Origin of the sequence: Nocardia sp. NPDC019395 (assembly GCF_040632335.1) — a bacterium.
Classification (GTDB): domain Bacteria; phylum Actinomycetota; class Actinomycetes; order Mycobacteriales; family Mycobacteriaceae; genus Nocardia.
The window spans coordinates 36,195-57,263 of the sequence record NZ_JBEYBT010000011.1 but is presented as its reverse complement, the minus strand read 5'-3'; the positions used below and the strand labels follow the sequence as shown (position 1 = coordinate 57,263).

The following is a 21,069-nucleotide window of genomic DNA, read 5'->3' as shown; positions in this document are numbered from 1 at the left end:
TTTCGTTTGTACGGCGAACGCCCGCCGCCCGATACCGGACGGCGGGCGTTCGCCGTGGATCCAGAGCCGGAGGTTACCGCGGCGCCATGCGCAGCGCGCCGTCCATGCGGATGGTCTCGCCGTTGAGGTAGTCGTGCTCCACGATGTACTGCGAGAGCTGCGCGTACTCGTCCGGGCGGCCCAGCCGCGACGGGAACGGCACGCCGGCCTCGAGCCCCTGGCGGTATTCCTCGGTGACACCGGCCAGCATCGGGGTGTCGATGATGCCGGGGGCGATGGTGTTGACGCGGATGCCGAACTGCGCGAGGTCGCGGGCGGCCGGAACGGTCATACCGTGCACGCCGCCCTTCGAGGCCGAGTAGGCGATCTGGCCGATCTGGCCTTCGAACGCGGCCACGGAGGCGGTGTTGATAACAACACCGCGCTGCCCGGATTCATCCACCGTATCGGTCTTGGCGATGGCATCGGCCGCCAGCCGCATAACGTTGAAGGTGCCCAGCAGGTTGACGGTGATCACCGTGCGGAACAGGTCCAGATCGTGCGGCCCGTTCTTGGACAGGATGCGCCCGGCCCAGCCGACACCGGCACAGTTGACCACGATACGCAGCGGAGTGCCCGATTCGACGACCTTCGCGACGGCCGCCCCGACCTCTTCATGGCTGGTGACATCGGCGGCGAGCAGGGTGACCCCGTCGGGAACGTTATCGCCGGCGCGCTCGATCGACTGCGGTACGTCGAGCCCGAAGACGGTGGCGCCCAGATCGGCGAAACGCTTGGCGGTGGCGGCGCCCAGACCGGACGCACCCCCGGTGACGATGGCGGCGGAACCCGAAATCTCCACGATGGTCCTCTCGTTCGTGACAAGCCAGTTGGCCTAACGTCAATTGCACCCTAACCCGTGGGAGGGGAGGGGTCGTGGACGGTCCCCTTGCGCGGATCGACGTCGCGATGCTAGTGCTGCTCGCCGACCCGCCGACCCTCGTCTGTCGAGTTCACGGCCATTTCTTCACTGATCCGGCGGGTACGCAGCCACCACAGTGCCGCGCCCGCCACGGCCGGGACGGTCAGCGCGATACCGATAGCGGTTACGAGACCTGCCTCCGGTGTGGCGGTGTTCACAGCGGTGAGCGTTCCGATGAACAGGAACAGCAGACCCGATCCGAATCCGATGGCTCGTTCGGGCAGATGTTTGCCCAGCAGAATGCCCGCGGCGATGGCCAGTGCGTCCGCCACCACCATGCCGATGGTCGAGCCCAGCCAGACCGCTGCCCAGTTGTTGTCGGTGGCCAGCGCGGCCGTGGCGAACATGGTGCGGTCGCCGAGTTCGGCCAGCAGAAAGGCCGAGAGGACGACGAAGAAGGGCGCCGCGGTGGCGAAACGGGAGGGTGCCGGTTCTTCCTCGTCGTCGCCGACCAGTTCGCGCAATGTCCACACGCCGACGGCGAGGAAAGTGACCGCCGCGAACCATGCGATGGCCGTTGTGGGCAGCGCGGCACCCAGGAAATGCCCGATCGCGACCGAGAGGATGTGAACGGACGCGGTGGCCGCGGTGATACCGCCGAGTACCACCCACCAGCGATAACGCAAGGCAAAGGTCAACGCCATGAGCTGGGACTTATCGCCCAGCTCGGCAAGGAAAACGATGCCGATGGCGAGTCCGATGGTGGCGATCATCCGATGGGCTCCCGATCCTCCGTTCGCCGGTCGGATACGGGTTTCGCCTCCGGCCGACAATGCGATAGCTGTCCGGCCGAAGGTCTCGCCCACCGGTGGTACCGGTTCACGCGACCGGACTCGCCGCCGAGGCGGTGGGTCAGTATGTCGACCGCGTGATTGGGGGCTACTCCCCTTCGCTGTCGGCAACTCTATCGCACTCATCCGGATGCGGCAACGGAGCGATCGTGAAAAGGGTGTTCCCACAATAAGTTTGGTGCATCTACGGTGATAGTTAGGTAACCCTGATGGTCATCTCCGGGTAACCCGGACCGCGCTTCGAGCATCACCCTGGCAACTAGGCGCGGTAATCGGAACTGATGTGCTCCACCGGGGAATTCGCCCGTCCGGACAGTGCGCGGCCGGTCAGCTGAACGGCGGTCGGCGGTGGTCGACACGGGCAGGCAATGGGCGCCCGCCGGACCCGGCGAATCAGGTTCGGACGCGCCGTGCCGACTTCGTCACATCGGGACGAGGCTCACGCGGCCAGCAGCATGGCCAGCACGGCGGTATCGGGATCGCTGATCGGATCCAACCCCACACGGCTGACCAGCGAGGTGACGGTCCCGTCCGCCTCGGCCTCGGCCCAGGCGGCACGGTGTTCGAGGCCCAGATGCGGCAGCCCCGGTAAGAGCACACAGCCTGACGCGGCCCCGGTGCACTCGGGTAGCGACGGGTTCGTCTCCGCGGGCGGATGCAGCATGAACAGGGCCGGCGGGATGTGTTCGGCGAACCGTCCGGGTTGCAGACCTTCCTCCCCGAGAACCGGGCCCTCCGACATCACCAGTCCGACCGTATCCGGCTGTGGATCCTCGGGGAGCTCCTCGCGCACCCCGAAGACCGTAGAGGTGGTGAGGAGGCCGGGCATGGAAGCCACACGTACCGCCAGCACAAGCAGCTGTGACCATTCTTTGGTGGTATCCGGCCAGCGACCGGAGATCACGAAACCGCGCAGGGTCCCGCCCGCGTGGAACGGCGTAACGCCGATAGGGTTGCTACCACGCATGATGCCTCCCGCGCGGATCCCGGGGCGGCCTTGCCCGTCCCTATCCATCGGGCATGAACGAGGGCCCTGCGTGGTGACGCTTCGCTGCCGCCTCCGGGCCTGACTCGTTCACGCCGCGAATTGTCTGAAAGATGAGGATCGCGCAGAAGTCATCTGGCACACAAGTACCAGAGAGTGCCAGTTCGGGCGTCCGGACACCGGAAAACCCGCGGACCCCTGGTCCGCGGGCTCGGTGAGAATATGCCCGAAGGCGGGCGGTCAGCCGAAGATGAGGCCCTTCGCCTGGCTGGTGGCCTTGGTGAAACGCTCCTGGACGTCGGCCCAGTTGACCACGTTCCAGAAGGCCTTCACATAGTCGGCCTTGACGTTCTTGTACTGCAGGTAGAAGGCGTGCTCCCACATATCGACCTGCAGCAGCGGGATGATGCCCAGCGGAACATTGGCCTGCTGGTCGTAGAGCTGGAAGGTCAGCAGTTTCTGGCCCAGGGTGTCGTAGCCGAGCACCGCCCAGCCGGAACCCTGCAGGCCGTTGGCCGCGGCGGTGAACTGCGCCCGGAACTTGTCGAACGAGCCGAACTGGTCGTCGATGGCGGCGGCCAGATCCCCGACCGGCTTATCGCCGCCGTTGGGAGAGAGGTTCTTCCACCAGATGGAGTGGTTGACGTGACCGCCGAGGTGGAAAGCGAGGTTCTTCTCGTTCAGGAAGATGGCGCCGTGATCACCGGCTTCGCGCGCGGCTTCGAGCTTCTCCAGTGCGGTGTTCACACCGGCCACGTAGGTGGCGTGGTGCTTCGAGTGGTGAATCTCGTTGATCTGCCCGGAGATATGCGGCTCCAGGGCGCCGTAGTCGTAATCCAGATCTGGCAGCGTGTACTCAGCCACGATGTCCCTTCCTTGTCGGGTCGAGTGCGTCCTGTACGGGATGCTCCCGACCATTCGTACACCCGATCGGTCCAACTCGCCCCGACACCCCACCATTCCACATCCGCCCGGAGTCGACCATTTTTGTTCCGTGCCCGTTATCTGCCGCCCGGGCGCAAACCGCGCCCCGGCCTGCGCATGTCGGTGCCGGATAGCTGCCCGGCACGGAAGAAAATCCGAGTTCGGACAGCCGGGCTCCGTGAGGGACAACTATTGCGATCCGGCTGAATCCGGTTCGCCCGGGCGGATCCGCGGGTCCGGTCGCCCGGGGTGCTCAGAGGGGAGGCGCGATACCGGGATGGGAAGCGCGGGGGTCGCCCTTGTCGTGGGCCGCCCACCAGCGTTGCGAGCCGGACACCAGGTCGGGTACCGGAATGGGATCCCCGCCCGTGCGCTGCGCGGTGACCGAATCGAACCAGACCCGGATGTCCAGCTCGCGCGGGTCGATGCCCTCCTCCTGCGAGAACTCCAGGACATGCCGGGCGATCCGAGTATCGATGGCGGTGTCGAAGCTGAGTAGTTCGCTCCACAGCGTCCAGCTGCTGTCGTCCAGATCGACGAATTCCCAGCCGTGCAGCCGGCTACCGCCGAAACTGGCCACGGCGGCAGCGAGCCCCGATAGTTCGAGCGGCAGGATCCGCGGTTCCAGATCATCCCACCGCTGGATCCGCAACGATGCGGCAATTCTTGTGACCCCGTGGAAGATGAGCTGAACCCGTTCCGCGTGCGTGCCCGTCGCCGTATCGCTGTCCGATATGCCGGTGGTTTGCTCCGGCAGGCTCAGCACCTCGAGGTCCAACTCCAGCCGTTTCGCCTCGGAATCCACTGTCAAACCGAGGCATCCGGCTTCCGACAGTGCTTTGTCGAGACCGGCCTTGTCCAATCCGTCGAGTAGCCCCCTGGTCGATGTCATGGCGCCAGATTACCGATATCCCTACTGGTATCTGGGGATTTTCCGGTTTTCCGCTTCCGATGGAACCGATTCGGGGCGGGTGGCGTCCAAGTGGTTATCGGGTCGCGACGGGGCGCGGCCCGGTTCGGTGGCCGGACGGCCGCTCCGGGATTTTTTGGAGGGGAGTACCGGATCGGTCGTCCAGGTCCACCGTTACCGCAGGTCAAACCGTACATCCGGGGCGCCTGGGATAATGGTGCGCTGAATGATAGCTGATAACCCCGGATCTTGTTGTTGATTATGCGCATAACTCATCAATGGGAGTGGTGTCCGGTTCGGGTGGGTTGTCAGATCTCGAGCGGAACCCGATTCGGCGAATCTCCGGCATTGCCCGGCGTGTCGGTTCGCCCCGACCGCTGCGGACCGGGCGCTCGCGCCGGAGAGCGGTCCGGCCACGGGCTCGCCCCGGACCCGGCGGCGGCACCGGCGGTTATGGCAGGATCAAGGATGTGACGAGCTTCGGAGTCCCGTCGGTACCGGTCGAGGCCGTACCGGCCGAATTCGACCAGCCGCCCGGGCAGGCGGCCGCCGCCGTCCTGCTCGATGTGCGCGAGGACGACGAGTGGCAGCTCGGCCATGCGCCCGGTGCTGTGCATATCCCGCTGTCCGATATTCCGGCGCGCTACGGCGAACTGGACCCCGACGCCGAGCTGTACGTCGTCTGCCGCCAGGGCGGGCGCTCGTCGGAAGCCGTCAAGTATCTCGTGAACATGGGTTACGAGGCGGTCAATGTGGTAGGTGGGATGGTGGCCTGGCAGCAGCTGGGCCGCCCGCTGACCGGCGAGGGTGCCGAGCCCGCGAAGATCTACTGACGAAGAGCGAGGTGCGCGGTGAGTACGGTGGTGCAGCCTTGTGCCCGCTGCGGTACGCGCTGGGCGGTACAGGGTCCGCCGATGCATTGGTGCCCGCGTTGCCGCGGCGTCCTGCTGTCCCCGGGCCCGATCGATGCTCCGCCGGAGCGTCGTAACTACCGATGGGTCGCCCGCAGGCCCGGCCGGCTCGATCGTTCCGCGGGTTCCGCCGATACCGGCCGCGCGCCCGTCGCGACACCCCGCTACACCGAGATCCCGCGCTGGGGGCTGCGGGATCGCCCGGTGGCCGCCGCGGATCGGGAACAGCCACGTCCGCTGAGTGCGCTCGCGCGCTGGGTGTACACGGCCCTGCTCGCCACCGCGGTGCTCTTCGGTATCGCCGCGGCGGCCGAACTCGGCCGGTACCTGATCCTGCTGCGCAATCGCACCCGGCTGATCGAACCTCCCCTGCTGTGGTTCTCCGACGCGCTGGTGAACACCGCCGCCCTGTTCGCTCTGATCATGGCCTTGGTCGCCGCGGTAGCGACGCTGGGCTGGCTTATCGAGGTGCGCCGTGCCGCCTTCGCCGACGCCGGCCGCCGCGACCCGCGCTCGCCACGACTGCTGGCGCTCGGCTGCCTGGTCCCGGTGGTGAACCTGATCTTCCCCGGGGTGTTCCTGTCGGAGGTGGTGGCCGAGCGTGGGGATCCGCGGCCGCTACAGGCGGTCCGGCTCTGGTGGGCAGCCTGGGGGCTCGGCGGCTTGCTGACCGTGGCGGCGCTGTACTGGCGGACCGCTGATTCACTGCAGGCCAAGGCCGACGGCGTGCTGTTCACCGCGGTAACCGATATCGCGGCGGCCGGTATCGCCGTCCTGACCCTCTGGGTTGTGCGCACCGTGGAGGGCCGCGATCTGCGCGGCCGGGACAGGCTGGCACGCCGCTGGGTTGTGGCCGTCGACCCGGCGACACCCCTGATCGAACCGGTGCACCCGGGTCCGGCCGCTACGGTGAGCACGGCGCCGGATGCCGGATCGGCGGATTCCCGGGACGGCGCAGGCCGAGCAGCACAGGAGGTCGTGGCCCAGTGAGCCAACAGGGTGACCAGTCGGCCCAGGGGCCGCGCGCGCCGTTCGTCGTCGCGCATCGAGGTGCCTCGGCGGCTCGTCCGGAACATACCCTGGCGGCCTACGAACTGGCGCTGGAAGAAGGCGCGGACGGGGTGGAATGCGATGTCCGGCTCACCCGGGACGGGCATCTGGTGTGCGTGCACGATCGCACGGTGGACCGCACATCGAGTGGTTCCGGTCTGGTCAGCGAACTGACACTGGCGGAGTTGAAGGAGTTCGACTTCGGTGACGGGACACCGTCCGGGGTGCTCACCCTCAGCGAACTCATCGGGCTGGTCCTGGACTGGCGCAGCCGCCCGACCAAATTGTTCATCGAAACCAAACACCCGGTCCGGTACGGCTCGCTGGTGGAGAGCAAGGTGCTGGCCGAACTTCAGCGCTTCGGTATAGCCACACCCGCGTCGGCGGCGCATTCCCGGGCGGTGGTGATGTCGTTCGCGGCCACCGCGGTCTGGCGGATCCGTCGCGCGGCGCCGCTGCTGCCGACCGTGCTGCTCGGCGAATCTTCCCGCTACCTGGGCGGTAGCGCGGCGACGACCGTGGGCGCGACCGCGGTGGGACCGTCGGTGAAAACCCTGCGCGAGCATCCGGATCTGGTGGACAAGGCCGCCGCGGCCGGCCGGGCCACCTACTGCTGGACGGTCGATGAACCGGACGATATCGCGCTGTGCGCGGATCTCGGTGTGAGCTGGGTGGCGACGAACCATCCGGGCCGGGCGAAGGCTGTGCTGGCCAACCGCTGATACGAGTGGCCTGCGGCCGATAGGCCGGGATGCCGTGTAATTTGACCAGCCGTGGGTAAGAGCAAACGCAATAGTCCGAAACCCGGCGGCAACCGGGCCCAGCGTCTGGCCGAGCGGCGGGCGGCGTTGCAGGAGGCCGAACAGGCCGTCGCCCGGCCTTTCCAGGGCCTGGCCGCCGAATGCGATCTGGTCGCTCTCCGGGAGTTCGTGCCGTCGGCGACCGCCGAACTGACGTTGACACCCGCTGTCGCGGCCGAACGCCCGGTGGTTCTGGGAACGGTTCTACCGGGCGCGGTGGCTGCCCTGGTGCGCGTCGGTGATACGCCGACCGGATATGTCGGTGTGCAGGTGCAGGCTCCGACAGCCGACCCGGCCGCCGATATCGCGGCGTCGGTGCTGTGGTCGCAATCCGCGGAGCCCGGCGATTCGCTCGCCGTGGCCCAGGCCGCGCCGGGCGGGCCCGCGCTGTCGGATGTGATCGTCGCCGATGCTCCGCTGAAACTGGTCGTGCACCAGGATTTCGACTGGTGGGTGCCGGAGGGGGTCCAGCCGGACCCGCAGATCGCCGCCACCATCGAACAGGCCAAAGAGGCGATCATGCCGTCGGACCGGCTGGATCTGGGTTCCGAGGCGATCGGCGCTCCCTGGTGGGTGGATGCCGGGGACAAGGCTCATCTGCGCTGGGTGCGACCGGAATCCGAGGACGATCTGATGCTGGCGCTGGCGCGCTTGCACGCGGCGGGCGATCTGCATCTGGGTGAGGGTTCGCGATTTGCGGGCTCGTTCCGCACGCATGGCCTGCTGGTGCCCGTCTTCGACCTGGATCCGGAGCGGCATATGAGCGAATGGCGTGGGCCGGCCACGGAGTTCGGTGCTCGTCTGGTCGAGGCGCTGGCGGTGGACAGCCCGCTGACCTCGGAACAACGGCGCTCCCGGGACGGGCTGCGGTCACGTCAGGTGACCCTCCGCTGAATAAAGAGGAGGATTTTCCGGAAAACTCTTTTTTCTGATGCCGATCTCGGCTAGGTTTCAGTTGTCGCCGTTTCTGGAACCCCCCGGCGACACCACGTCAGCCGACATAACGACCCGGCGCCGACTGACGTGACGGAGCATCGGCCGACCGACCTCGGCGCAGTAGGCCGGACGGCCGATGCTCCCAATCATCACCCGGGAGACAATCCACGACACCCCGGCCGAGACCGCGGCATCGCGCGGCGGATTCTCGGTGTCGGGGCGGGGTTGTCACCTATCAGATATGTCCGCCGGCGACGGACGGCGCGCCCTGTGCATAGCTCGGGTCATCGCTCATCTCGCGGGCGATGAACTCCTCGAGGTCGAACAGATTCGAACCGGCGCGGTCCGCGACAGTCAGCAGGGTGGTCATCTTCGCGACTTCCTCCACCTGCTCCTTGAGGAACCACTGCATGAACTGCTCGCCCAGATAGTCGCCCTCCTCGCGAGCGGTGCTCGCCAGCTGGACAATCTGGTCGGTAACCGTCTTCTCCTGATCGAGGGCCAGCGCGATCGGCTCGCGGGCATTCTCGAAATGAGACTTTGCTGCGTCGACGCCGGCAATATCGACACTGATATCCCGATCCAGGAAATACTGGACGATCATCAGTGCGTGATTACGTTCCTCGCGGCCCTGAGCATAGAAGCGTTTGGCCAGCTGGGGCAGGTCGGCATTGTCGTACCACACGGCGATGGCGATGTACTGGTGCTCGGCATTGAACTCGTGCCGAATTTGATCGTGCAGCAATCCGTGGAATTTGCTGCGCGGGCTTTCCGGATGATTGGACATGCCTTGACATTAACGCCGGAAAGGGGCTATGTCATCCAAGTACAGCCTTATTGAGGCTAGTGTTGCCTTATCCAATTGAGGATAGTGTTGCCTTATTTATTTCGGCCCTCACCGGCCATTTTGGGCACGGAGCTGTTTGTTTGTGGCACAACCGAACGCAGCTCGCGTGCCACGAACTCCTCGACGTCGAACAAATTCCCGGCTGAGCGATCCATCACAGCCAGAAGTGTCGACATACCCGCCACATCGTGTTGCTGGCACTCCAGCAACCAGCTCATGAATTGCTCACCGAGGAAATCCGCCCATTCCCGGGCGACCTTGGCCAGTTCGGTGACCTGATCGGTCAGCGTCTGCTCCCGGGCGAGCAGGAAAGCCACTGCGGCACGAGGCGATTCGAAGGTCTGGCGCACTTCTCCGAGACCGCCGATGGTGATCTCCAGATCCCGGTCGATCAGATACTGGACTACGCGCAACGCATGCCCGCGATGTTGCTCCGACCGGCGATAGCAATGAGCGCCGAGCTGGGGTAACCGTTGAATATCGAAATACACCGCGGCAGCCAGATACTGCTGTGAAGCGGTGAGCCCGTGCGTGACCTGGGCCCGCAGCAGGGCGATGAACGGCTGAGCCAAGTCGCTGTCGTGCATGTCATCGATTATCCGCGCCCGCGGCGGTGCCGGCCCCGCCGGGCCGGAACACGCGGGTTCCGGCCCGGCGGGAGCAGGGTCTACCGGCCGGGGTCGGCGAGGTCCGCGGGTACGGGATCGCCGTTGGCCAGCGCTTCGAAGAAACGGGCGGCATCCGGTTTGGCCCACAGCAGGACATTGCCGCTGTCCGTATCTTCGAAGCCGCCCACCGGAACAGTCGTCGCCAGGGTGTCGCCGCGTAGCGCCCAGGCCAGGCGCGCGAGATCCCAGATGTGGTCGCCGGAATCCACGGTCAGCGAGCTCGCGGTATTGCTCGCCATCGACCACAGCGCGAAGGGGTTGGCCATGGTGGCCGGACTGGTCGCCTTCTCCAGCAGTGCCGACAGGAACAGGCGCTGGTTGTTCATCCGGTCTATATCGGCCAGCGCGGTGGCCCGGCTGCGGACGAACCCCAGAGCCTGCGGGCCGTTCAGTTCCTGGCAGCCCGCGGGTATGTCCAAACCGGCCAGCGGGTCGTTGATGGCCTGCGGCACACACACATCGATACCGCCCAGCCCGTCTACTACGCCCGCGAACCCGCCGAAGCCGATCTCCCCGTAATGGTCGATCCGCAACCCGGTGGCGGTCTCCACGGTCTGCGTCAGCAGCGGTGCGCCGCCGAAGGCGAACGCGGCATTGAGCTTGTCCTGGCCGTAGCCGGGGATGCTGACATAGGAATCGCGGGGCAGGCTGACCAGGGTGGTCCGGCCCGATGGCGGGATGTGCACCAGGATGATGGTGTCGGTGCGCGGGTCCCCGACATCGCCGCCGGTAGCCAGGCCCTGTGCCTGGTCGTCGGACAACCCGGCCCGGCTGTCGGACCCCACCAGGAGCCAATTGGTGCCCGCGGTATTGCCGACCCGGTCCTCGTAGTCGCCGAGCGCGTCGACCCGGGTGAGTGAACCGTCGAGGCTCACCACCGCATAGACGAGGGCGGTCACCAACACCAGCAGAAATACCAGGAACCAGCGGCCGATACGGCGCTTCCTACGGGGTCGCTTCCGCGGCGCGGCGCCACCGTACGGCCGATCCCCGCCGGGGGGCGGCGGCCGGCGCCGGCCGCCCTGGTCCGGTGCGGGGCGCTGTGTCGGTGCGTACTCGGATTCCCGATAAGGCACCGGTCGTTGCGTGGGGGCATGGGTCGGGGGAGCGGGTTTGCCGCCGCGTCCCGGGCCCGGCTGTCGTATCGGGGGAGCTTGCCGGCCCTCCGGAGCCTGTGACCACGCCAGGGGTGGCTCGTACCGTTCCGTGGGCCGGCCGCCCGGCCCGGGTCCGCCACCGCGGCGGATCACCTGTGGGGGTTCGACCGGTGGCCGCCCGCTGTTCGGCGGGGGCGGGGGTGGCCTTCGCGGGCCGCCACGTCCGGGTGCCCCGTTGTGCGGCGGCACCCGGCGGATCCTTGGGTCGTCGCCGTTCATCATCATCAGACTGTACTTATCGTTCGTCGCCGTATCCGTTAGCACCGCTATTCGTGCCGCTGCGTCGCAGGTGGCGGCGTCGATCAGGTATAGCGGGGTTGCACACCGGGGTCACGGCAGCCACGACACCCGCCCGCGGAGCACTCCATATCCGATATACGCCACGGTGTCGATCACCGCATGCGCGAGCACCAGCGGCCACAGACGTCCCGTCCGCTGCCAGTACCTCCCGAAAACAATGCCCATCACCACATTGCCGAGCCCACCGCCGAGACCCTGATAGAGGTGATAGCTGCCGCGCAGCAGCGCCGAAGCGGCCAGCGCCGAATTATCCGACCAGCCGAGCGCCCGCAGCCGGGTGAGCAGATACGCCACCACGACGATTTCCTCGGCCCCCGAGTTGGCGCAGGCGGAAAGCACCAACGCGGGTAGTCGCCACCAGTGCTCCGCCAGCGCGTCGGGCACGAGGGTCACATTGATTCCCAGGCTCTGGGCGATGAGATAGAGGCCGAGACCCGGTAACCCGATAACGGCGGCCAGGATCAACCCGTGCAGTACATCGGGCCGGAACCGTATCCGTGCCAGCCCGATCGCCCGCGGGGCGAGCCCGCTGCGCCACAGCAGATACATGGCCAGCCCGGCCCATGCGGCCAGCCGGACCACACCGAACAACTGGAACAGCAGGTCGAGCAGCGATTGGCTGGTGCGTGAGGAATTCAACGCGACGGTCTGCTCGCCCACGCCTCCCGGCGCCAGCGCACTCTCGAGCAGCGACAGAGCGGAATTGATCCCGCTCAGACCGAAGGTGACCGCCAAGACGACCAGGATCTCGAGCCGGATCGCCCGCTGCTCCCGCATCCGGTCGACGACCGACCAATCGCTTTCGCTCATACGGTGAACTTATTGGTGCGCTGGTTCGTATGCGGCGCTAGGTGTGGTGTGGTCGGCGAAGACACCGGTGGACTCGCTCGGCGAAGATATAGACGTGTCTGTCGATGACCGTGATCAGCGTGCGGAATCTCAGATGGAGCGCAGTCCGTTCAGGAATGGGCAGCCTGCCAGCGTGCGGACCGCGCGGCCCAGCGCTTCGACGTCTTCGGCGGGGGTGGCGAACGGTAGCCGGAAATCGTGGTCGCCGTCGATTCCCTCGATGCGCAGGGTGAGGCCGTAGCGGTCGATGGCCAGCGGGTGGATGCGTCCGTGCCGCAGTTGGGCCGGCAGGTGCCGGGCCAGTTGTGCCACCACATCGGCGTGATCGGCGTCCAGGTGCTGTAGCCAGGCCGATTCCATCGTGCAGAAGGGGTCGGGGGCGGCGAGCCGCAGCTCGTCGACGCAGACCGATTCCGCACCGGCGGAATCCGCCACCACCGCCGAGTTCAGTATCAGTCGCAGCAGTGTCGTGGTGTGGCCGATATCGAGCAGGCCGGGATGTGGGTGATCCTCGGCGACCGCGGTGACCAGGGTTCGCTGGGCGCGCGACGGTACCGCCCGGACCCAGCCACGCAGCCACACCAGGGCGCGGACCGGTTCACGCAGCGGTAGCGGGGCGTGGTCGGTGAGTTCGAGGACGGCGGGCGCTCCCGCGATCTGCTCCTGGGCGGCGCGTACCGCGGCACTCCCGTTCGGCACCGCGATGACGACATCGCCGCATTGGCGCAGGTAGTGCACCGAAACCGGGGTCGGGTCGGCGCCGGGTAGGGCGAGTACGGCCTGTTCGGCGTGAGCGCAGGCGCTGCGGACGCGTTCGGCGGTGGACGGGGCGGGAGCGGGGGCGGTCGTGGCCATCGGTACCTCCAGTGCGGGCGTACCCGACTTCACGAAGCAGTTATTAGGTTAACCTAAGCTAAGTTAAACTCGGGTGCAGCGCAAGAGGATCACCTCGCGTCGCAGGTCCACGTCGCGCGGTATTTGTTCTGGGTCGAAGAGCCGGGCGTCCGGTGCCCGCGATATCCGCCCTGCTTACGATCGATGTGTGGTCGCGGATGAGTCTGAGCCGGTACTGGTCGAACTGACCGTCCCGAAGCGTGTGGTCGAACGTGGGCTGGTGGACGGGCTGGTGGTCCCGACCGGGCGATTCGCCGGCGAGCGCATGGTGGAGCTCACTCTGTCCGACGAGCACATCGCCGACTTCCTGGCCGAAGCCGCCCACAGTCCGGATGGATTCGCGGCCCGCGCCGGTGATATTTCGCGTGCCGTCTCCATACTCGCCGCCACCGCCGCGGCGCTGTGTGGCGACGATATCCGCAGGGCTCTGATCAGCCCGGACGTCTCTTTCCTGGCCGGCCTTTCCAGTGGCGCCGTCGACGCCGTCCGGGAGGTGCTGCTCGGTATCGAGAGCGATGCACCGGCGGAACTGGAGGATGCATTGCGGGCCGAACTGCACCGCGGCGGGTCGGCCGGCCGAACAGGATGAATTCCCGCGGGCAGCGGGTTGGCTGATCGATACCGGCGGCGAGGTCACACCCCGCACCAGTAGGCTCGTGGACGTGCCGCGTATCGCCTATTTCGGTCCGTCCGGAACATTCACCGAGATGGCCCTCGCCGAATTCGAGAGCTCGGGGTCTTTCGACGGACCGGTCGAGCGGATCGCCGCCCCCAGCCAGGCCGCCGCCCTGGACCTGGTGCGGGCCGGCGAGGTCTCCGCGGCGGTGGTACCGATCGAGAGTTCCGTCGAAGGCTCGATCTCCGCCACCCTGGATTCCCTGGCCATCGGGCGGCGGTTGCAGATAATCGCCGAAACCGAACTGGAAGTGACCTTCACCATCCTGGCGCGGCCCGGTACCGCTACCGCCGCTGTCCGTTCACTCGCCGCCTATCCGGTCGCGCTCGCACAGGTCCGGAACTGGGTGGCCGATACCTGGCCCGATATTTCGATCCACACCTCGAACTCCAATGCCGCGGCCGCACAGGACGTCCGTGACGGGCTCGCGGACGCCGCGGTGTCCACCGCCCTGGCGGGGGAGCGGTTCGGCTTGTCGGTACTGGCCTCCGGGGTCGCCGACCACGACCAGGCTGTTACCCGGTTCGTGCTGGTCACCGCTCCGCGCGTGGCGCCCGCGCCCACCGGGGCCGACCGTACCTCGGTCGTTATCGAGGAACTGCCGAATATGCCGGGTTCGCTTATGCGTGCCTTCGCCGAATTCTCGACCCGCGGAATCGATCTGACCCGTATCGAATCCCGGCCGACCCGAACCGGTATGGGCACCTATCGTTTCTATCTCGACTGCGTCGGCCATATCGATGATGCCGCGGTGGCCGAGGCATTGAAGGCACTGCACCGTACGGCGCATATCCGTTTCCTCGGGTCCTGGCCCGCCACCTCCTCGACCGGTACTCCGCCGCCGTCGGACGAGGATGCCGCGATCTGGTTGACTCAGCTACGCAAGGGGGTGGCCGACCTATGATGCGATACCTCCGCCTCGGCTTCGGCCTCCGCGGTCCGTATCCACCGGTTTCGAAGGAGACACCGTGACTGCAAGACTCATTCTGGTCCGGCACGGTGAAACCGAAGGCAATGTCGCCAAGATCCTCGACACCAAACTGCCCGGGCTCCCGCTGACGGAACGTGGTGCCGCCCAGGCGAAAGCGTTCGGTGCCGGCCTGGCCACTCCGCCACGGGCACTGTTCCATTCCCACGCGTTGCGGGCCCGCCAGACAGCCGGCTATATCGAGGCCGCCACCGGAGTGCGCGCAACCGCACGCGACGGGGTGCACGAGGTACAACTGGGTGATCTGGACGGTCTGGGCAGCACGGAGGCGCACGATCGGTTCCAGGCGGTCTACCGGCTCTGGCACGAGGGTCGACTGACCGAGCGGGTTCCGGGCGGCGAATCGGGGCGCGATGTTCTGGACCGGTTCCTGCCCGCGATCGCCGATCTGCGCACCGAATACCTGGACAGCGCCGCCGACGGAGACGTGCTGCTGGTAACCCACGGCGCCGCCATGCGTCTGGTCGGCCGTGAACTGGCCGGGGTGGCCCCGCCGTTCACCACCAACAATCACCTGGACAACACCGAGACGATCGAATTGATCCCGCTCCCCGGTGGTGGCTGGGAATGCGCGCGCTGGGGCCGGTTCACACCACCGTTCGGTGAACAGGCCGAATCCGGCGCCGACGATCCGATGGGCTGACCGCCGGCGTTCACCGGATCAGGCCAGGGCCGGGTTCCTCGGGAATTCCGAGCGTTCCGGAAGCGAATTGATCAGATCCTGCAGCGCGATCCGCAGCCGGGAGTCCGTGCCGCTACTGAACGAGGTCCATTTCGTGCCGTCGTCCGCGATGCTGGCGGTGGCGATGAAACGACCCGCTCCGGTGTTGTACACGGCGATATGGTTATCGGCGACATCGCGACTGGCGTCCCCGTAGACCACACCGACGATCTCCGCGTGAGATTCACAGTGCGCCATGGCCGAAGCGATGGCCTGCGCATCCCGGGCGGGGTTACCGACCTTCGCCAAGCGGGCAGCGGTGGCCGCCGGATCCCCGATATCGTCGAAGATCGGCACAAGGTGTTCGGTCGGTGCGTTCATACCCGTCAGCTCGAGTGGCCGGGCCGCGCCGAGGGCCGCGATGACCGGGCCCGGCAGATCCTCGGTCGCTTCGTCGATCACGAAGGATTCCGGGCCCCGGAGGGCGACGGTCACCAGATCGTCGCCCTTCGACAGGCACATACGGTTCACCCGGCCGTCGACGATGAGCCGTAGCGCCACTACCCAGTGCGGCCGGTACAGACCGTTCAGCCGGGCGACGAGGTCCGGATGGATGTGCTCGCCGTCCAGCAGTTCACGGTCGATGAGCAACCGCTCCGCGGCGTCCATCGCTTTGTCGTGGTCGACCTGATTGTCGTACCGGCCCCGCGCGTCGAGCACGACGGGGACTTCGTCGATCTCCAGTTTCTCCAGGAGATACTGCATTTCGTCGAGCGCTAGTGTCACCGCGGCGAGCATCGACGGCCCGCGCCCCGCACCCAGCACCGTCACTTGTCCGACCGTGGGGGTTCGGCGCCGATAACGCCGTCCGCGATGTAGCGGCCATCGGCGAAGTGATCGCCGCGGAGGTAGTCGGCGGCATCGTGGTCCTGATCATCCTCACCCTCGGCGCGGGTGTTACCCATCAGCGGGCTTCCGGAGGTACCGGCCGGGCGTACCGCCGGAGCCTCGCCACGCGTCAACGTGACGGATTCGGTGGCGGGCGCCCCGCCGGCGGCCGGTGCGCCCCAGCCCTCGGGGACCTTGAGTCCACCGTTGTTCAGCCCGAGCGCCGAGCCGCCCGGCATACCGCCGGTCCGGGTGGTGGCCGCGGTGGTGGCCGCGGCCAGCCCGCCGGTGACCATGCCGGGAGCCATGGATCCCATCGATGGAGCGGACGAGCTGGTTGCCGCGGCGAGTGCGTTGGCGCCCAGGTTGCCGACGGTGGTGACGCCCGTGGTCGCCACCGAACCGGCGACGTTCGCGGCCTGTGTCACGGCGCCGGCCACGCCCGGGTTCTGCGCCAGCGCGCTGCCGGCCGCGGCGAGCATCTTCACCGGGTCGCCGTTGGCTTCCCGCATGGCATCCTCGGCGGGCCCCGGATCGGCGCGCCCGGCCCCGTTGGCGATCGGTGGCGGGTTGAGGAATTCACCTGGGGTGAGTACCAGGGCCGTGATGGCGGCTTCGTAGGTTTCCATGGTGAGCGCGGCGCGCAGGTCCATGGCCGCCTTGGCCGCTTCCGCGACCTCGGAGCTGCCGTTCAGCACGCCGCCGGTGGTATGGGCCGCCGCGCGGGCCGCGTTCACGGCCGCGATCTCCGGCAGGCTCGGCATGGCGATCGACGCGACGGTGTAGGCGGTGGCCTGGGAAGCGGCCTTGGTGCCCAGCGTCGCGGCCATCGCGCCCTGCTGCTGTGCCCACCCGGTGAAACCGACGAGCCGGGCCAGCGCTCCGAGACCGTTCACGCTCTGCATACCGACCCCGAGCTCGCCCATCACCCGGACCACCGTCGCGGTGGCATCCCCCCAGGCTGCGCTCATGGCGCCCCATGCGGTGGCCGCCGCGGACATCGGAATGGCGTGTGATCCGGCGTTCAGTGCGAACGAATTTCCCTCGGCGAGTCTGGGCAGCCAGAACACCCCGGTGATACCTGCGGTCATGCTTGTCTCTCCCCTTGTGAGCTATCGATAATGCTTCGGCGGTCGCGCCACGCGCGCTCGCGGTATGCGCCGTCGGGCGGCGCGCTTCCGGTCGATGCGTGTCCTAGGCGACGATCGAGCCGAACGGCGCGCCGGTGAGCGTCAGTACGCCGGCCTGCGCCGCGTCCTGGACGAGGTACTGGGCGAGCTGGGTACGCAGGATCGCGGCGGTGTGATGGAGTTCCAGCACCGCCTGCGCGAGTGAGGTCTGATGTGTGCCTGCGCCTTTGTTCATATGCATCGCGCCGTGTATCGAGGCTTCGTCGGCGCCGGACGGCACGACATAGGTGGCGGGTACGGTGGCCGCGGCGACCCCGGCCAGACGGTCGGCGAGCAGGTCCAGTTCGACCGCGGCGGCAAGGATGAGCTCAGGTGTTACGCCGACATTGCCTATCATGTCCTCGACTCCTTCTTGTGGCGGCTCTTGGGCGGAACCACGAGAATTCCCCCTACGAGTACATTGGACGCGATACCCCCGCGAGCGGTTCCATCGAATCCAGAACTTCTTCCGTATGGTCCGGCACCGTGCCCGTGCAATCCCCTGCCGGCACGTTGCGTGGACCAGGCTTAGCTTAACCCCATCCCAACTGATGAAGCCGGTCTTCGTCAATCCCGAAATAGTGTGCGATTTCGTGGATCACGGTGATCCGGACCTCGTCCACCACCTGGTCCTCGTCGTCGCACACCGCCAGCAGGGCGTCTCGGTAGATGGTGACGGTATCGGGAAGTGAACCGCCGTAATGACTGTCGCGTTCGGTCAGCGCTATCCCGTGGTACAGGCCCAGCAGATGTGGATCGTCCGGATTATGCGGTTCGATCAGCACGACAACATTGTCGATGGCGCGGGACAGCTCCGACGGGATCAGGTCCAGCGCATCACCGACCAGCTCTTCGAAACGAGCCTCGGACATCATGACCGGCATCGCGGCGCTCCGGCTACCGCGGCGGCGCGGCCCGCGGTGCCGGCTGCGGGGGCAGTGGCGCCGCACCCGGCAGCGGTTCCGGGGTGGACCGGCCGGAATTCGGTGGTGGCACCGGTTCCTGGCCGTTGACCAGGAGCTTGCCGCGGGCCGGGCCCACCAGCGGTGCGAAACCCTCCTGGTCGGCGCCCTTTCCGATCATGCAGTTCAGTTTCCGGCTACCGGCCAGCCAGCTGCGCGCATCGATGTAGTCGAAGAACACCGTCAGTGTCTTGTCCCGCAGCACATGCGGGCCACCGAGATAGTCGTTGGTGGTCCGGCCGCATTCCTCCTCCAGGAACTGGTCCTGGTCGCCTTTGGCCGGCGGTCCGCCGCCGGGGAACCGGGCGGACAGGTCCACCGTGGAGGCGATCTCGACCGCGTGTTCCTGGGTGCAGTCGACCGGATCCGTCGGCAGGCTCTGGCTGATCCCGAGGCAGACCCCCGGCTCGTAGACCTTGGACTGATCACCCTCGGCAACGCGGCCCGTATTGGGCAGCGGGTTACCGCTGAGGCCGGGGACCTGTAGCCCGCAGCGCAGCATACGATCGCCGGAATTGGTCCAGCCGTCGTTACTCGGATACATGAGCCCGACCGCGTATTTGCCGCGCGGATCGAATTTGCCGTTCAGATATTTCTGGGCGGCGGGCACACAGTGCTCCTCGCGGAGTTCGGTGAGCCGCAGTGAATCCGGCCAGACAGCGTTGGGCCCGAACTCCGCCCCGGGGTACTGGCTCAGATCGATGGTGCCGGTGACCTCGAACAGGTGCTCATCGGAGCAATCGAGTTCCACCAGATCGGAATGGTCAGGTCTGGTCCAGGTCAGGCAATCGCCGGGGGCCACCGAAGCGAATACCTTGTCCGCCTTGGCCACCGCGCCGCCCGGGCTGCGGGCCTGCAGGTTGGAGTCGTTGTCGAACCCGCTGATCATGAGTGTGAGCAGCGCCGCGACGATCGCGCCGACGGCGACAGCGAGCAGGCTCCAGCGCAGCCGCTGTGCCGGGATCCGCTTGGATTTACCTTCACCTCGCGGCCGAGAACCGGCCGAGCCCGGCCGGGTTCCCCGGCGCGGGGAACGAACTGCGGTGCGGCCGTGCTCCTGGGGCGTCTCGGGTCCGTAGCCGGGGATATCGGCGGATGCCGGACCGGAGGACCGCGCACGCGCGGAATCGGTCTTGCGACCGCGGCCCGTGCGGGCGGTACGCGAGCGCAACGATTGGCCGCCGCGGAGGCCTGGCCGGTTTGCGGGCTCTTTTTCGGAGGACATCGCGGTCCATCATGGCAGCGCGACACCCGAACGTGCCACGAACCTGGCCGATCGGTATGGCGCAATAGTGCGGAGACCGCCGCCGTGCCCGGTCGGAGCGATACTCGGTTGAGCCGGGAAATCCGCGCCCATTACGCTGGTCAGCCATGATCGACCTCCGACTCCTGCGCGATGATCCCGAGCTGGTCCGCGCCTCGCAGCGAGCCCGGGGCGAGGACCCGGCACTCGTCGACGCGCTGCTCACAGCCGATAGCTCGCGCCGGTCCGCGATCGCGACCGCCGACCGGCTGCGGGCCGAACACAAGGCCATGGGCAAGCAGGTGGGCAAGGCGAGTAAGGAGGAGCGTCCCGCACTGTTGGAGCGGGCGCAGGAGATGTCGGTGAAGGTCAAGGAGGCCGAGACCGCGCAGCACGCCGCCGAGGCCGAACTGCAGGACGCGCACCGGGCGATCTCGAATATCGTCCAGGACGGCGCGCCGGCGGGCGGTGAGAACGATTTCGTCCTGCTGGAGACCGTCGGGGCAGTACCCGAGTTCGATTTCACCCCGCGCGACCATCTGGAACTCGGTGAATCGCTGGGCCTGATCGATATGGAACGCGGAGCCAAGGTCTCCGGCTCACGGTTCTATTTCCTCACCGGCTACGGCGCGTTGCTACAGCTCGGTCTGTTGCAACTGGCCGCGCAGCGCGCGGTGGCCAACGGTTTCACCATGATGATCCCGCCGGTGCTGGTCCGCCCCGAGATCATGGCCGGCACCGGATTCCTCGGGCAGCATTCCGCCGAGGTCTACCACCTGGAAGAGGACGATCTGTACCTGGTCGGGACCTCCGAGGTACCGCTGGCCGGGTATCACGCGGACGAGATCCTGGACCTCGGAGCCGGACCCAAACGGTATGCGGGATGGTCGTCGTGTTTCCGGCGCGAGGCCGGTAGCTACGGCAAGGACACCCGCGGCATCATCCGGGTGCACCAGTTCGACAAGGTCGAGATGTTCGTCTACTGCCGTCCGGAGGATGCCGACGCCGAGCATCAGCGGTTGCTGGCCTGGGAGCGCGATATGCTCGCCGCTCTCGACGTGCCGTACCGGATCATCGACGTCGCGGCCGGTGATCTGGGCAGCTCCGCGGCCCGGAAGTTCGACTGCGAGGCCTGGGTGCCCAGCCAGGCGACCTATCGCGAGCTCACATCGACCTCGAACTGCACCACGTTCCAGGGCCGCCGGCTATCCGTCCGCTATCGCGACGAGAACGGGAAACCGCAGACCGCGGCGACACTGAACGGCACGCTGGCCACCACCCGCTGGCTGGTCGCGCTGCTGGAGAATCATCAGCAGGCCGACGGTTCCGTCCGGGTTCCCGCCGCTCTGGTGCCGTTCGTGGGAACCGATCTGCTGGTTCCGCCGGCCTGAGAGGTTCGGCGCGGGCCGCATCGGGGTACTCGATTACCCCGGTTGGGTCAGCACGCGGCGATTCAGTTGTTTAGGCTGTTCATCGTGCGAGGAAGCGGGTCTCGCGGC

23 protein-coding genes are annotated in these 21,069 nt (G+C 67.2%); 8 read left to right on the top strand and 15 right to left on the bottom strand.

Annotated elements, in window-relative coordinates; genetic code table 11:
- Positions 1 to 73: 73 nt before the first annotated feature.
- From ABZ827_RS22445 to ABZ827_RS22425, 5 genes are all read right to left on the bottom strand, one after another.
- Positions 74 to 841, bottom strand: a complete 768-nt coding sequence (locus ABZ827_RS22445; RefSeq protein ID WP_357239766.1) for an SDR family NAD(P)-dependent oxidoreductase — start codon at positions 839 to 841, stop codon at positions 74 to 76.
- A gap of 110 nt (positions 842 to 951) precedes the next feature.
- Positions 952 to 1,674, bottom strand: coding sequence for a TMEM165/GDT1 family protein (locus ABZ827_RS22440; protein WP_357239763.1), 723 nt, complete (start codon positions 1,672 to 1,674; stop codon positions 952 to 954).
- Between the two features lie 517 nt (positions 1,675 to 2,191).
- Positions 2,192 to 2,719: a peptidase gene (locus ABZ827_RS22435; protein ID WP_357239761.1), complete on the bottom strand. Its 528-nt coding sequence runs from the start codon at positions 2,717 to 2,719 to the stop codon at positions 2,192 to 2,194.
- 258 nt (positions 2,720 to 2,977) lie between these two features.
- A complete protein-coding gene (locus ABZ827_RS22430) occupies positions 2,978 to 3,601 on the bottom strand; it encodes a superoxide dismutase (protein WP_357239758.1) in 624 nt (207 codons plus the stop codon).
- A gap of 313 nt (positions 3,602 to 3,914) precedes the next feature.
- A complete protein-coding gene (locus ABZ827_RS22425; RefSeq protein ID WP_357239755.1) occupies positions 3,915 to 4,553 on the bottom strand; it encodes a hypothetical protein in 639 nt (212 codons plus the stop codon).
- Between the two features lie 488 nt (positions 4,554 to 5,041).
- On the opposite strand from ABZ827_RS22425, the gene ABZ827_RS22420 reads away from it, so the two are divergent.
- From ABZ827_RS22420 to ABZ827_RS22405, 4 genes are read left to right on the top strand one after another with little or no spacing between them, the layout of a single operon-like run.
- The gene (locus ABZ827_RS22420; RefSeq protein WP_357239752.1) at positions 5,042 to 5,404 is read left to right on the top strand and encodes a rhodanese-like domain-containing protein; all 363 of its coding nucleotides are present in this window, start codon (positions 5,042 to 5,044) and stop codon (positions 5,402 to 5,404) included.
- Positions 5,405 to 5,422: 18 nt separating this feature from the next.
- Positions 5,423 to 6,472 (top strand): DUF4328 domain-containing protein, encoded by a 1,050-nt coding sequence (locus ABZ827_RS22415; RefSeq protein ID WP_357239749.1) that lies wholly within the window; start codon positions 5,423 to 5,425, stop codon positions 6,470 to 6,472.
- Positions 6,469 to 7,254, top strand: coding sequence for a glycerophosphodiester phosphodiesterase (locus ABZ827_RS22410; protein WP_357239747.1), 786 nt, complete (start codon positions 6,469 to 6,471; stop codon positions 7,252 to 7,254). Before ABZ827_RS22415 ends, ABZ827_RS22410 begins: the two co-directional genes overlap by 4 nt.
- A 51-nt stretch (positions 7,255 to 7,305) precedes the next feature.
- The gene (locus ABZ827_RS22405; RefSeq protein ID WP_357239744.1) at positions 7,306 to 8,226 is read left to right on the top strand and encodes a DUF5926 family protein; all 921 of its coding nucleotides are present in this window, start codon (positions 7,306 to 7,308) and stop codon (positions 8,224 to 8,226) included.
- 277 nt (positions 8,227 to 8,503) lie between these two features.
- Here ABZ827_RS22405 and ABZ827_RS22400 read toward each other — a convergent pair whose 3' ends face one another.
- The 5 genes from ABZ827_RS22400 to ABZ827_RS22380 form a co-directional block, all read right to left on the bottom strand.
- Positions 8,504 to 9,055 (bottom strand): ferritin, encoded by a 552-nt coding sequence (locus ABZ827_RS22400; protein WP_357239741.1) that lies wholly within the window; start codon positions 9,053 to 9,055, stop codon positions 8,504 to 8,506.
- A gap of 92 nt (positions 9,056 to 9,147) precedes the next feature.
- Complete coding sequence (locus tag ABZ827_RS22395) at positions 9,148 to 9,702, bottom strand: ferritin-like domain-containing protein (RefSeq protein WP_357239738.1); 555 nt, start codon at positions 9,700 to 9,702, stop codon at positions 9,148 to 9,150.
- Between the two features lie 80 nt (positions 9,703 to 9,782).
- Entirely contained in the window at positions 9,783 to 11,159 is a 1,377-nt protein-coding gene (locus ABZ827_RS22390) for an LCP family protein (RefSeq protein ID WP_357239986.1), read from the bottom strand.
- Positions 11,160 to 11,270: 111 nt separating this feature from the next.
- On the bottom strand, positions 11,271 to 12,050 hold the full coding sequence (locus ABZ827_RS22385; protein ID WP_357239734.1) for a CPBP family intramembrane glutamic endopeptidase: 780 nt from the start codon (positions 12,048 to 12,050) through the stop codon (positions 11,271 to 11,273).
- 129 nt (positions 12,051 to 12,179) lie between these two features.
- Positions 12,180 to 12,944, bottom strand: a complete 765-nt coding sequence (locus ABZ827_RS22380; protein WP_357239731.1) for a DUF2470 domain-containing protein — start codon at positions 12,942 to 12,944, stop codon at positions 12,180 to 12,182.
- Positions 12,945 to 13,131: 187 nt separating this feature from the next.
- Between ABZ827_RS22380 and ABZ827_RS22375 the strand changes: the two genes are divergently transcribed.
- The 3 genes from ABZ827_RS22375 to ABZ827_RS22365 all read left to right on the top strand — a co-directional run bounded on the left by ABZ827_RS22375 (position 13,132) and on the right by ABZ827_RS22365 (position 15,290).
- Positions 13,132 to 13,572, top strand: coding sequence for a hypothetical protein (locus ABZ827_RS22375; RefSeq protein WP_357239728.1), 441 nt, complete (start codon positions 13,132 to 13,134; stop codon positions 13,570 to 13,572).
- A gap of 73 nt (positions 13,573 to 13,645) precedes the next feature.
- A complete protein-coding gene (gene pheA, locus ABZ827_RS22370) occupies positions 13,646 to 14,563 on the top strand; it encodes a prephenate dehydratase (protein WP_357239725.1) in 918 nt (305 codons plus the stop codon).
- Between the two features lie 64 nt (positions 14,564 to 14,627).
- Positions 14,628 to 15,290, top strand: coding sequence for a histidine phosphatase family protein (locus ABZ827_RS22365; protein WP_357239722.1), 663 nt, complete (start codon positions 14,628 to 14,630; stop codon positions 15,288 to 15,290).
- An 18-nt stretch (positions 15,291 to 15,308) separates the two neighbouring features.
- Here the strand turns inward: ABZ827_RS22365 and ABZ827_RS22360 are convergent, their stop codons facing one another.
- The 5 genes from ABZ827_RS22360 to ABZ827_RS22340 form a co-directional block, all read right to left on the bottom strand.
- Entirely contained in the window at positions 15,309 to 16,139 is an 831-nt protein-coding gene (locus ABZ827_RS22360; RefSeq protein WP_357239719.1) for an ESX secretion-associated protein EspG, read from the bottom strand.
- Positions 16,136 to 17,287 (bottom strand): PPE domain-containing protein, encoded by a 1,152-nt coding sequence (locus ABZ827_RS22355; RefSeq protein WP_357239716.1) that lies wholly within the window; start codon positions 17,285 to 17,287, stop codon positions 16,136 to 16,138. The genes ABZ827_RS22360 and ABZ827_RS22355 overlap by 4 nt, the downstream gene beginning before the upstream one ends.
- Positions 17,288 to 17,390: 103 nt before the next feature.
- Positions 17,391 to 17,723 (bottom strand): PE family protein, encoded by a 333-nt coding sequence (locus ABZ827_RS22350; RefSeq protein ID WP_357239713.1) that lies wholly within the window; start codon positions 17,721 to 17,723, stop codon positions 17,391 to 17,393.
- Between the two features lie 175 nt (positions 17,724 to 17,898).
- The gene (locus ABZ827_RS22345) at positions 17,899 to 18,249 is read right to left on the bottom strand and encodes a metallopeptidase family protein (RefSeq protein ID WP_357239710.1); all 351 of its coding nucleotides are present in this window, start codon (positions 18,247 to 18,249) and stop codon (positions 17,899 to 17,901) included.
- 13 nt (positions 18,250 to 18,262) lie between these two features.
- Positions 18,263 to 19,552: a septum formation family protein gene (locus tag ABZ827_RS22340; RefSeq protein ID WP_357239707.1), complete on the bottom strand. Its 1,290-nt coding sequence runs from the start codon at positions 19,550 to 19,552 to the stop codon at positions 18,263 to 18,265.
- Between the two features lie 146 nt (positions 19,553 to 19,698).
- Here ABZ827_RS22340 and serS point away from each other — a divergent pair, with 146 nt between their 5' ends.
- On the top strand, positions 19,699 to 20,961 hold the full coding sequence (gene serS / locus ABZ827_RS22335; RefSeq protein ID WP_357239704.1) for a serine--tRNA ligase: 1,263 nt from the start codon (positions 19,699 to 19,701) through the stop codon (positions 20,959 to 20,961).
- Positions 20,962 to 21,069 lie beyond the last annotated feature (108 nt).